This window comes from Pseudoalteromonas sp. MSK9-3 (genome assembly GCF_003590335.1).
Taxonomy (GTDB): Bacteria; Pseudomonadota; Gammaproteobacteria; order Enterobacterales; family Alteromonadaceae; genus Pseudoalteromonas.
Genome location: NZ_MIET01000042.1, coordinates 88,352 through 100,913 on the forward strand (window position 1 = coordinate 88,352; position 12,562 = coordinate 100,913).

At 41.5% G+C, this 12,562-nt stretch carries 7 protein-coding genes; 4 read left to right on the forward strand and 3 right to left on the reverse strand.

Annotated features, from left to right (window positions below):
- The first annotated feature begins 380 nt into the window (after window positions 1-380).
- Window positions 381-1,304 carry a hypothetical protein gene (locus BGP78_RS18165; RefSeq protein WP_119862707.1) on the forward strand — a complete coding sequence of 308 codons (924 nt, stop codon included), beginning with the start codon at window positions 381-383 and terminating at the stop codon, window positions 1,302-1,304.
- A gap of 105 nt (window positions 1,305-1,409) precedes the next feature.
- Here the strand turns inward: BGP78_RS18165 and BGP78_RS18170 are convergent, their stop codons facing one another.
- Window positions 1,410-2,306, reverse strand: a complete 897-nt coding sequence (locus tag BGP78_RS18170) for a hypothetical protein (protein WP_119862708.1) — start codon at window positions 2,304-2,306, stop codon at window positions 1,410-1,412.
- Between the two features lie 422 nt (window positions 2,307-2,728).
- On the reverse strand, window positions 2,729-3,985 hold the full coding sequence (locus BGP78_RS18175) for an acyltransferase (protein WP_119862709.1): 1,257 nt from the start codon (window positions 3,983-3,985) through the stop codon (window positions 2,729-2,731).
- A gap of 184 nt (window positions 3,986-4,169) precedes the next feature.
- Between BGP78_RS18175 and BGP78_RS18180 the strand changes: the two genes are divergently transcribed.
- Together BGP78_RS18180 and BGP78_RS18190 are read left to right on the forward strand one after the other, a co-directional pair.
- Window positions 4,170-5,024 (forward strand): LytTR family DNA-binding domain-containing protein, encoded by an 855-nt coding sequence (locus BGP78_RS18180; protein WP_119862710.1) that lies wholly within the window; start codon window positions 4,170-4,172, stop codon window positions 5,022-5,024.
- Between the two features lie 613 nt (window positions 5,025-5,637).
- On the forward strand, window positions 5,638-7,866 hold the full coding sequence (locus BGP78_RS18190; RefSeq protein WP_119862712.1) for a YHYH protein: 2,229 nt from the start codon (window positions 5,638-5,640) through the stop codon (window positions 7,864-7,866).
- 96 nt (window positions 7,867-7,962) lie between these two features.
- On the opposite strand, the gene BGP78_RS18195 is transcribed toward BGP78_RS18190, so the two are convergent.
- A complete protein-coding gene (locus tag BGP78_RS18195; RefSeq protein ID WP_119862713.1) occupies window positions 7,963-10,023 on the reverse strand; it encodes a serine hydrolase in 2,061 nt (686 codons plus the stop codon).
- 254 nt (window positions 10,024-10,277) lie between these two features.
- On the opposite strand from BGP78_RS18195, the gene BGP78_RS18200 reads away from it, so the two are divergent.
- Window positions 10,278-12,308 (forward strand): bifunctional 2',3'-cyclic-nucleotide 2'-phosphodiesterase/3'-nucleotidase, encoded by a 2,031-nt coding sequence (locus BGP78_RS18200; protein ID WP_119862714.1) that lies wholly within the window; start codon window positions 10,278-10,280, stop codon window positions 12,306-12,308.
- The last annotated feature ends 254 nt before the right edge of the window (window positions 12,309-12,562 follow it).

Sequence of the window (12,562 nt, forward strand, 5' to 3'; positions counted from 1 at the left end):
CCATTTACAGCATATTGTAAATATTTTCCTGCAAGGTTGAGTTGTCGGTAATGTTGGAAACCGCGCTTGATAGGGAAGTCTTGTCGTATATGTACAATCTACCCGCACGTTTTTTTTAGTTCCTAGCTTGTCACTGTTCTCATCGTTAAGTCACACTCCCTTGTTGAACTTTTACATTAGTTTACATGCACTTTTCTTTGAATTTGGTAGATTGAATGCAGTTTCAATCTTGTTAGAGATTATGAGATTTATAGGTCGAAGGATCTATACACAAGGTCTAAAGTCAACGTGATCTAAAGTAGTGCACTGATAAATGCGCAACAAGCCATTTTGGATATAGGTAGGGTCCATCCTGCCTTTGGAAAGTTTAAGGATATAAAATGAATAAAATTACCTCATCAATCTGTTTGTTAATCGCCTCTATTACTATGGCAAGTCATGCAAGTGCGAATGAATCGCTCAGTGACTTTCAGGAGCCATGGTTTGGCCAGAAAACCCCGGGCGTGGTGGCAGAGCTGTTTGCACCCGATATGGTGTCAGTTGAGGGGCGTTATGAATTCGGTATTTCATTTTCACCAGACTTAACTGCAATGTATTTTACCACGTTAGACATAATAGAAGGCGTGGACACAAGCCCACAAATCTACTATTCAACAATTGAAAATAAGCGATGGACAAAACCAAAAAAGGCTAATTTTACCAAAGGTAAAATGACCGATGAATTATTGCCTTATGCAAGCTTAAACGATAACAGAGTTTACTTTACTGGCCGTAAGCCAGACTCCAAAGAGTCTGGTGTGTGGTATGTCACTCGCACTGAAAGTGGTTTTAGTGAAGCGCAAAGATATGAATTGCCTTACAACACAGGCCGGTTATCTGATATGAATCAAGGGCGAAATGGAGACTTAGTTTTTACCAATATGTCAGAGCGTAAAATGTATTACGCAAAAAGTGACAAGGGTCGCTTTCTTGTGCCTAAGCCAATAGACATTGAATTTGGTATTCATGGCTTTATGTCACCTACAAACGATTACTTATTAGTAAACGCGCGAAATACAGATGATGAACAAAGAAAAGATCACGATTTATTTATTTACTTTAAAGAGAAAGACGGCTCATGGTCAAAACCGATTAATATGGGCCCAGCAGTAAATACTAAGCACACAGAAACGGTGCCGAGAATTACACCAGATGGTCAGTTTTTATTCTTTGGACGCTATAACGAACCCAATGGTGCGTCTAATCTTTATTGGGTGAGTACACAGGTGATAACTCAATTAAAACAGCAGTATTTTAACAGGTGAGTACCTGTGCTGTAGGGTAAACGACGAGGGTCAGTAAGCTTACGTCATGATACTTTTAATTTTCAGACCGTATTATGGAGCTAGCCAGCTGACCCTATGTATTTTTTAGTAACAGTCTATGGCAATGGTATTCCAAGTGTTTGGACTGCCATCGGCATATTTATTACACATCCCTTTTGCAAACAGGTTCTCTAAGTGATACCCAAAGCTGGTGAAATCAACCAGATTGCCAAACAACGGAAGCCTTCCATAGAAGTGTAGCTCGCGGAGCATATTATCTAAGTTATAGTCCGTTTGTTCTGCGATAAACGTGTGGTCTATTTCTTTTAAATTGATAATTGTAGGCTCAGGGAAGCTTGGAATTACGACGTGTAAGTATTCTTCGTCATATTCACCATCATAGAATTTCACTGTTTGCAGCATTTCTGTAGGCGATAGTTGAGTCATAGCGAGTGAAAAGTCGGTGACGGTTAATTGTTCTTGAGTGAGGTTACGATTGACGTTTATGGTTCCTGGTAAAATATCGTGTAAGGCACGCATCACGCCTTGCTCGTTGTCATTCACACTTAGAGAAAGCGCGTAATTGGGAAATCTTTTATTGGTAAAACGCTGATAAGACTCTTTAACCATACCTATGAAAAACTCGAGTGTTTTTTGGCGGGCGATGATATGCGCCTGTTCTTCGGTGACTTGTCTAGACATGAGCAGGGTTGTTTTCTTGCCAACATAGAAACTGACTAGATTTTGCGTAATTGAATACACCGCGGCGTTGGACGCGTTTTTAGGGTTCCCTCCTTGATTAATTCGGGTGCCATTTGCGTAGTCGAAAATAGTACTTAAATCAAAACGGCCATTTTCATCATTTTCACGGGTTTCAGAGTTCCACTGAAAGAGGTCGTGAGACGCGAGTCCCATCACCCCTATATCAACGACACGTATTGGCTTTTTGGCAAAAGCAGGGATAGAAAACAGCAGAATTAGGAGTGCTGAGATTAATTTCATTTAGTAATTTTCCTTTATGCAAATGAGAATCATTATATTAAATTGTTTGTTTTTGTGAGTCAATGTATCTTAAATGTTAATTTGGGTGGTTTGTTTATGTGGCTTGATTTGAAAAAAGGATTAAATTGACTGGAGGTGCCTTTTCGATATTTAAGCTTAAGCACGGCTGTTCTAGATAATTAATCTGAGCCACCTAGAGGCAGTTAACAATAAAAAAAAGTTAATAAGCAGGCTAAGGTAGCAATGATTATAGCCGTTGACCATTATCGATGCGCCCAGGAAACTCCAAAAACGACAATGGCAAAAACTAAATAAAACTATATATAACAACCAGTTGGCGGGTGGTGTTCAACATACCCACATTTAACGAGCTCTACCATCAATGTTGAGGGGCTCGGCATCTCATAGTGGTGTAGTTCCTGTTAAAATATTAATAGTTTTATTGCCATAGGTGTTATCGCTAAGATCGAGATAATAGTGCCAATTAAAGTAACCCTCTTTGAACACGGGTAATTGGTTTTCATACCAAAGAGCGGCCGTAGGATCTTAACATGCGCGACAATAGAGCAGAGTATTGCACATACCAAAAATGTACCTAATAAAATAATGAAGGCTTCAAGCCAAGGGCCTAGTTTTAACGTACTTAAGCTGTAAGCAAGAGCGATAATGACGCTTTGGTGGAAAATATAAAATGGGAAAACAATCGTGTTTAGGTTTGTCAGTAGCTTGGAGGGGCGTTTCAAAAAGCGTGTGGCCAATGCCAGTATTGTCAATACACCCAGTAAGCTTTGCACCGTGTATATCATATTCATGCTCACAAGTTGCCAGTGAAGACTACTGCTACTGAGCCAAATCGCTTGGTATCCATAAACAATTATTATGTATGTGAAGGCGAATAACCCAAGTAGCCATTGCCAATATCGGCATAACTGAGTAAAAAACGTTGTGTGATGTACCAATAAAAAGCCATATAACAAAAACACAAACCCAATAGGGTAGCGATATGTTTCGCTTGGCCAAGTTAACTTAAGGACCCATAGGGGGAGCAATAGCCCCAAGCAGACGAAAATAAACGGTTGTTTTAAACAATATTGAATAAATTTTTGCAGCCAATTGCTCCGTAAAATTGGTAATACGACGAGTATCCCGATAGTAAATTGCCAAAGTGAGCGCAGATACCAAAGGTGATTGACATCAACGTGGGGCCAAATACCTGCTTGGTATTGTGTGAATAAAGGGTGAGATAAGTCTAAAAAAGCACTATAAAATTCAATGTAATTCATTGATAGCCCGACTTCCTGTTGCATTTGCGCATATAGCTGAATCGGTACGACAATCCACACTCCTACAAGCAAAGGCAACAAGATTTTAATCGAGCGGTTGAGTAGCACGTGTGTCATTGGTTTTTTTTGTAAAATGCTACTTAATGCTGCGCCAGAAATAAACCAAATTACCCCCATTCGCCATGGTGATAGCAATAACATCCAACTTTCGATATTGGTATTCATGTGCGAACTTTTAAAATGATAACCCCAGTTTTGAGCGTACAACATGCCGGTGTGATAAAAAATCAATAAGCCAAAGGCAAGGACTCTAAGCCAATCTAGTTCAACCATACGCCCTGTTGTTTGTAATGAAAATATTGATGATTGCCACAATGCTATGATGCGCTTTAGCATAGATAACCCTATAAAATGGTGTGATTAGATGTGTATAGCTTTTCTTAATTTGAGGTGGATTCATATTAATATGTGCTTAAAAAACAGCTACTAGGGATAAGCGGAGGAATACAGGGATAAACAACTTGGGGTAAACTCGGTTAATTGATAGTCTGGAGATCCATCAAACAAATAAGGTTAGGTCATGGTGCGTTCACCACACTTTTTACAGTATTCGAACCTTTATGGTGTGGGTTTTTTAGCGGCGTATATTTTCATTAATAACACCATTAATGCCACGTCAGATATTATGGAAGCGCAACGGTTGAATAAGCTACTGTTTGAATGGTGGGAACCATTTATTTGGGAATATAGTAGTGCATTGGGTACATTGGCGCTTGTTCCGGGTATTGTATATTTACTTACAGCTTATCCATTTAACTTTCAGGCAATGGGTCGCTCACTGTCAGTCTACTTGCTAGCATCTCTTATATTTAGTGTGTTGCATGTCAGTATGATGGTTGGCATAAGGGAGCTTGTGTATTGGAGTAACAATCGTGATTATGACTTTGGCTTATTGTGGTATGAGTTCTTATACGAGTACCGCAAAGATTTATTGAGCTTTGCTTTTCTGATTGCAGTGATAAAAGGTTATCAATATTTTATGGCTCAGCTCAAAGGTGAGGCTCGAGTGTTGCAAAGCGCCGAAGAGTCAGTGCAGCCGCAATTTGAACGCTTGCTAGTGAGAAAGTTAGGCAAAGAGTTTATTATTAAAGTGAGTGAGATTGAGTGGATAGAGTCTTCAGGGAATTATGTTAATTTACATATTAATGGGCGAGCTTACCCGCTCAGAACAACGTTAACCAAGCTCAGTGAGCAACTCATTTCTCAGGGTTTTTGTCGGGTTCATCGTAGTTATGCCGTTCGGTTAGATGCCATTTGTTCGATCATGCCAATACACAGTGGAGATAGCGAAATCACCCTGAAAAATGGTAAAAAAATAAACCTATCAAGACGTTACAAAGAGCAGTTTAAATCACTCCTATTGATTGACGGCTAATTTCTATATCGACTTAAGCTTAGCCTCACGTCTGGGCCTTTAGGCTAATTTATGTTTTAAAAAAAGAGGGATGATTGTAGTGGTGTACTAATAATGATGGGCAATGCTAACAGTACTAGACACTAAGCCCTGTGCTGCTAATAAAAGCGGACTTTGACTCTATGAGCGTTGTTGGTTTTTTTGATTCCGTGCTATCTAATGCAGCCATGAAGCACGATACGTAGTGTGTCAGGTAAACTTCTCTGGGTTTTATTCACTTCAATAATTTATTAGCTAATTTATTAGGTCTTTATATTAAACCGCTTTCACAAAGGGAAAACATGGTTTGTATTGGTTTTAGTTCAGTCATACGTGGAATAAGAGCACAATATACAGTCGCTAACGTCACAAAAGTGCAGGTTATATTTTTGAGTTGGTTTAAGGCGTTTGCTCCTAATACTGAAAATTCTCACCCCATCACCAGGATGAAAACGGTCTTTTATTGTAAAAAACAGTATAGATTTGGTGCGTACATACTCTTTGCACATTTACTTTCTAATTTTCTTACTATCGCAGTGGCAATAACGGTGCTTATTGCCAACACTTACTGGGTTGAATCTAAAGAGAGCAAATCATGACAAGACAAAGATTATTAGGGTTGATGCTAGTATCTTCGAGCATGCTAAGTGGGTGCGGAGGTGGCAGTGATAGCGGTTCAGGGACAACGCCAAATACCGATGATGGCGGCAGTGTGGTGGTGAGTAATTCAGCACCTGTTGCAGAAGCGGGTAGCGAGCAATCGGTTTCTGTGGGGGCAGTTGTGACATTGAGTGGCAGTCAAAGCCAAGATGCCGATGGAGATACACTCTCATTTGAATGGCAGTTTATTACTAAGCCAGCGTCAAGCCAGTCTAGTTTAGCCAATGCCACAAGCAGTAGCACGACGTTCACGCCAGATATTGCTGGGCAATATACTGTGGGTCTCGTTGTGAATGATGGTACGGTTAATTCAAGCCAAGATACAGTGACTGTGAATGCAGCCGCAGTTAATCAAATGCCTATTGCGAATGCGGGTAGCGATCAACAAGTGGTGCCTGGCGCAGAGGTCACGTTATCGGGGGCTGCAAGTCAAGATCCTGATGGTGATACATTGAGTTACCAATGGCAATTTGTGTCTAAACCCAATGGCAGTAATGCGGCGCTAACAGATGCACAATTGGTGAATGCAAAGTTCACCGCTGATGTTGCAGGTAATTATGAGCTGGGGTTAACGGTCAGTGATGGGCAAATTGAATCAACCCAAGATACAATGACGGCGGTGGCACAAGCATCGACCACGAACCAAGCACCTATTGCCAATGCTGGTAGCGACCAAACAGTGAGTGTTGCGGATGTGGTAACCGTATCCGGTTCGCTCAGTAGTGATGCTGATAATGATACACTCAGTTATACTTGGAGTATCGTGAGTAAGCCCTCACAAAGTAACACGGCACTTTCAAGTAGCACGTCTGACTCTGTGCAGCTCACGCCAGATACCGCAGGTACTTACCAGCTTTCTTTGGTTGTCAATGACGGTAAAGTGAACTCTGCGGCAGATATGGTCACGATAACCGCAGAGGCACAAGCTGGCGCACCTACTGCCAATGCTGGCGATGACCAAAGTGTTACTGTTGGTGACTTTGTTGCGCTCAGTGGCAGCCAAAGTAGTGGTGAAAGCTTAACTTATCAATGGCAGTTGGTGAGCAAACCCGACAACAGCAGTGCACAGCTTAATAATGAGGCGCAAGTGAGTGCGGAGTTTAACGCAGATATTGCAGGGGTGTTTGAGCTAAGTTTAACTGTAACCTCAGGTACTTTATCTGCAACAGATACACTGAAGGTGACGGCAAGTAATACCAGTGTGGATATCACAGATAAGATATTCACTAACGAGGCCGTCAGCTGTCGTAATTACGAAGGCAGTTATTTCTCTAACGTAAGTGACATTAAAAGAGCGGCGGATTTTACGGGCGATGTGGTGCTGACGGTGAATAACAGTACGTGTACCATTACGATGAACTCTATTCCAAATCATGATTTTAATGATGGGACTGCGTCTTTTGCAACCAATGCTTCAGAGCAGAACCTAGTGTATAACGTACCAATTACTCCCACATTGGCCAGTTCAACAACGGCACAAGGTATTGGGACTACAGAGGGCGTTTTACTCAATGGCGTGACGCTCGATTTACTACCTGCTGCGTGCTACGACGTGGGGAGTGAGCCGATTGGACAAGAAAAAATAGGCTGTGGTGCAGACCAAAATGATAACCCTTGGCGATATGATCCTATGTCATCTTTGAATTCATTTGGCACTGACTCACACAATGCGCATACTCAGCCTTCTGGTAAATATCATTATCATGGCAACCCTGTTGCTATGTTCAACCAAACGTGTGGTAGTCGCTCATCTGCGGTGATTGGTTTTGCAGCCGATGGGTACCCAATATATGGGAGTTGTTTTAAAGACTCAAGTACGGGCACTATTCGTAAAGCAACCTCGAGTTACGTACTTAAAAATAACGGAGGCGCACGTCAAGCTGTATCTGGATACACTACACCTGTTGGTGGCACTGGTGCGGTGGCAAGTAGTAATTATGATGGACAGTTTAGAGGCGACTGGGAATACCAAGCTAATCAAGGTGATTTAGATGAGTGTAATGGTATGACCGTCGATGGCCAGTATGGCTACTATGTTACCGATACTTTCCCATGGGTATTAGGCTGTTTTAAAGGCAACCTTGATAATAGTTTTACCACAGGGCCGCAAAACTTGCAGCGTAGAAGTCATAGTCATGGCGATACGGGGGAGCACCGTCATTAACCATCCGTAACGCTCTTTGTGGAGGTCACTGTTGTTTGGCCTCCACAACGGGCATTCGCAAGGTCTGAGTATGTTGATCCCTAAGCTATACAAAGTTTAGGTAAAATAGTTAAACCCAATCGCATTCCATATCCAAAATACATAGATAAAACTTAAGCAGCTCAGTGTAAAAAGCCAATAATGTATTTTATAAAATAAAGGCAGGGAGCTAAGGCGCGATATCACTGGCAAGCAGATCATCTTAGCCAAGGTGGTTAGCGCAATGACCATCAGTAAACTCAATAGTAGTTTTACCTCAATCGTAGGGAAGTTTATAAGAAAGTCATAATCATCAACGGCTAAAACAACATTCATAAAAATAAAGCCCAACACAGCCGCTAATATCATTCCGGCGGAACAACATGCCAACAGCTCGGCTCTGCTCAGTGTGTTACTTTTAAAGCGTCGCATAGCGCTGAGCAATAAAGTCGACATCGACAATAATGAAGCGAGCGCCAAAGCCAAATAAAAGCACAACGGGCTTTGCAAAAAAGCCACTCGTTCATAATCACCAGAGTACATACTCGCCGAAAAGCGGTCGATATTTCCCGAGTCATCTTGATAAAAATAAAACACTGGGGCCGCTTTAGATGCTCCTTGAAAGACGTTTTCTTTGAGCCGTTTAAGTTTTATGGTGTGCCCCGAATTGTTCATGATGAGCTCACCTTCCTTATTTATAGATATAGTGGTTAAGCTATTTAAGGCTGATAGTTTTTCTAATTGGGTGTATGAACGGCGCGTTGTTAGATACGTTCCTGTGTAGTCTTCGAGGTGCCGTTGAGTTATTTGTTCACTTAAAAACTGACTGTATGAGTGTGGTTTAGTCTGTTTTACGGGCTGAAGCCCAGCTGTGGGGTTAGTTGACTGATGTCGATAGTATTTATTAACGATTGCAGTAGCTAACGAGGTCACTAATTGAGATTGCGGCTCAACCGCGTTGGTTGAAATAAAAATACCCAATTGCAACTCAGGGAACATAACCATATTAGATGAAAATGTATGGGTTCCGCCTGAATGATGTCGTTGTTGATAGCCTTTAAATGCGCCATGAAACAGACCATGTGTAATACCTGTTGCTAATGGCCTATCGTTGTAAAGCCGTTGTTTCATTTGCTCGTGAGTATCTGGGTTGACTAAACGATTGTTATTATTCATTAGCGCACGCATGTAAAGCGCCATATCATGCGCGGTTGAAGAGGCGGCTCCTGCTCCGGCAATATGCCCCGTGAATTCAAAAGGTTTAGCGATATTTTGGTCTTTTGTATTTCGAAAATACCCTGTGGCAAGATGATTTTCTAATACCGACTGCATAGACGTGAAGGCCGTGTTATTTTTTGTCGGCTCTCGTAATGTTGTATAACTCATACCTAGCGGGGAAAATATAGCCTGATCCATATAAGTTTCTAAATTCATCCCAGATTGCAACTCTACTAGGTGGCCAAGTAAAGCAAAGCCATAGTTTGAATAAGATACCAAGTGACCGGGTGGCCACACTCTTTGAGGCATATATGTAGCCAAATATTGTTCAGTACTCAAAACCTCTAACGGGTTTTGCACAAACAAGTTACCAGCGTCGGCCTGTTCAAAACCCGCACGATGACTGAGTAAAGCGCGGATCGTAATGGGGTCATTAAATGTGTTAGGGATTTTAAATGCGCTTAGGTAGTCATTGATATCAGCATCTATTTCAAGTTTGCCCTGCTCTACCAATTGCATAACCGCAATGGCGGTCATTGTTTTGGTTATAGATGCTATGCGGAACAACGTATCGTTAGGGTCCACCTTTATTTTGCGATTTAGATCAGCAAAGCCGTAGCCTTTTAACAAGACAATTTTGTCATCTTTAACGATAGACACAGCCACCCCGGGTAAATTGTGCCGAGCAATTTCTGTGTTTATTAAATAGTCGACATATTTTTGTAACCCTTTAAATTCTTGTGTTTGTGAGCGGGGCTTTAATGGGCTTTGTCTATTTGATTTGTCATTATTATGAACGATTTGACCACAACATACGGGGTAAACACTGGCACATACAGGCTGATTTAACCCTATGCCAATAACCAACATTAAACTAAGGCGCCTCAGCATCAAAATAAGATCAGTCCAGAATGTGTTCATTGCGAGTCCTTTTTATTTATCCTTATTATATTACCTATGGCCAATACAAATGGCTATTGTGATTTTCGCTTAAAAATCATCTATTAATACGGAATGAATTGACTAATTAACGGTCTAAATTCACCTGTTTGTTATTTACTCTCAAATATAAAATTGTCATAAATCTGGCACCAATTTGCCACTTTATTTTAGCTTAAATGTCTTTTTCACCTTCTATAGTAGTGTCTCTAAAAATGATAAAAGAGAAAGGGATTATGAAAACAAAATTACTGCAATTGGCTGTTTTATGCGGTACTTCTGCACTATTTACAGGATGTTCTGATTCAAATAATGACATAGAAGTTATCGCGCCAGTGCCTGCGCCAGCTCAGGGCACACAAATTGAATTACGCCTCTTAGAAACCACAGACTTGCATGCTAATCTGCTGAATTACAATTACTTTGCGGATAAGCAAGACGATAAGGTAGGGCTAGTGAAAACGGCCGCTTTGATCCATCAAGCACGTGCACAAGCAACCAACTCAGTGTTAGTAGACAATGGTGATTTGATCCAAGGGAGCCCGTTAGGTGATTACATGGCCAAAGTTAAAAACTTAGCCGAAGGCGATGTGCACCCAGTGTATAAAGCCATGAACACCTTGGATTATGATGTAGCAAACATAGGTAATCATGAGTTTAACTTTGGCATTGAGTTTTTAGAAGAAGCGATTGATGACGCGAACTTTCCTTATATCTCGGCTAACGTATTTGTAGATGATGGTGATGATGATGAAACGAATGATGTGCCTTTATTCTCACCCTATCTTATTCAAGACAAAACGTTTAAAGACACTCAAGGCAATAGCCACACAGTCAAAGTTGGTTTTATTGGTTTTGTGCCGCCACAGATCATGCAGTGGGACAAAGCGAATTTACAAGGCAAAGTGATTGCAAAAGATATTGTGGCAATGGCAAACAAATATGTGCCTGAAATGAAGCGTAAAGGCGCTGATATTGTAATTGCGATTCCGCACTCAGGGCTTGAGGTGGCTGAGCATAAACAAATGGAAGAAAATGCCAGCTATCACCTGTCTAAAGTGACCGGTATTGATGCCATTTTGTTTGGTCATGCGCATGCGAACTTCCCCGGTAGCCGTTATGAAGGCATGGCAGATAAAGGCATTGATATAGAAAAAGGCACGGTCAATGGGGTGGCTGCGGTGATGCCTGGGTTTTGGGGTAATCATTTAGGGGTGATAGATCTGACACTGCAATATAGTGCAGGTGAATGGCAAGTTACTGATTCTCAGTCTTCGCTTCAAGCAATTTATGAGACAGGTAATAATCGCCAAACGATTGCTTTGGTTGATAATGACCCGGAAGTTGAAGCAGCGGTCACTCACGAGCATACGCAAACACGCACATGGGTCAACGAGCCTTTTGCAAAAGTAACCGGCTCAGTGAATAGCTTTTTTGCCCTAGTTAATGATGATCCGTCAATACAAATTGTGACGGATGCGCAAACTTGGTATACCCAAAAAATTGTACAGGGCACTGAGCTTGCAGATTTACCAATATTGTCCGCAGGTGCACCATTTAGAGCGGGCCGAGGCGGAGCGGATGATTACACCTCAATTGCACAAGGTGACATCGCGTATCGTAATGTGGCTGATTTGTATATTTACCCGAATGTGCTGAAAGTCCTCAAACTTAATGGCGCCGAAGTCAAGGAATGGCTTGAGATGTCTGCGGGGCAGTTTAACCAAGTTGATAGTGCCAGTGCAGAAACTCAGTCTTTGATCAATTCAGCATTCCCGTCATATAACTTTGATGTGATTGACGGTGTTACCTACCAGATTGATGTTGCGCAACCAGCGCGTTATGACAGCAAAGGTGTCAAAGTGTCAGACGGTGAACGCATTGTGTCGCTGCAATATCAGGGTAAAGATGTGACCGCAGCGCAGCAGTTTTTAGTGGCAACCAATAATTATCGTGCGTCTGGTGGTGGTAACTTCCCAAACATTGGCGCAGATAAAATTGTCATTGATTCACCCAATGAAAACCGTCAGGTAGTGGCCGATTACATTGCTTATCAAAGTGAACAAAATGCCGGTAAAGGACTTGATCCGTCAGCAGATATGAACTGGGGCTTTGCGCCAAATAGCCATGCTGATATTCAGTTTATTAGTTCAAATAGCGACGATGCTAAAACGTACAGTCAGCAATTTGGCCATATTCAAGCGTTAAACCAAACCAATTCTGATGGCTTTGCTTTGTATCGCTTGGATCTAACTCAAACTAACTAACCTCAGGTTTGGATAAGGGTTTTGGAATAGAGAATGTTTTGAAAAAAACTTAACTACAATCCAATGATGATATTTTGTTCAATATCAAGGCGCTTTTATGCAGTAATAGCGGGCTATTACAAATGAAAGCAACGCCGAGAGTGAGAAAAATAGCTTTATTGGGCAAATTCGCTTATCCAGAGCTGAGGTTAACTAGCCAATTTACTTATGAGCAAGCGCAATGCTTGCTCTGGTGTTCATGCGCGTTGCTTATG

Coding starts and splice junctions, on each gene's coding strand:
- BGP78_RS18180 (WP_119862710.1), top strand. CDS start 4,170: ATGGTGCGTTCACCACACTTTTTACAGTATTCGAACCTTTATGGTGTG.
- BGP78_RS18175 (WP_119862709.1), bottom strand. CDS start 3,985: ATGCTAAAGCGCATCATAGCATTGTGGCAATCATCAATATTTTCATTA.
- BGP78_RS18170 (WP_119862708.1), bottom strand. CDS start 2,306: ATGAAATTAATCTCAGCACTCCTAATTCTGCTGTTTTCTATCCCTGCT.
- BGP78_RS18165 (WP_119862707.1), top strand. CDS start 381: ATGAATAAAATTACCTCATCAATCTGTTTGTTAATCGCCTCTATTACT.
- BGP78_RS18200 (WP_119862714.1), top strand. CDS start 10,278: ATGAAAACAAAATTACTGCAATTGGCTGTTTTATGCGGTACTTCTGCA.
- BGP78_RS18190 (WP_119862712.1), top strand. CDS start 5,638: ATGACAAGACAAAGATTATTAGGGTTGATGCTAGTATCTTCGAGCATG.
- BGP78_RS18195 (WP_119862713.1), bottom strand. CDS start 10,023: ATGAACACATTCTGGACTGATCTTATTTTGATGCTGAGGCGCCTTAGT.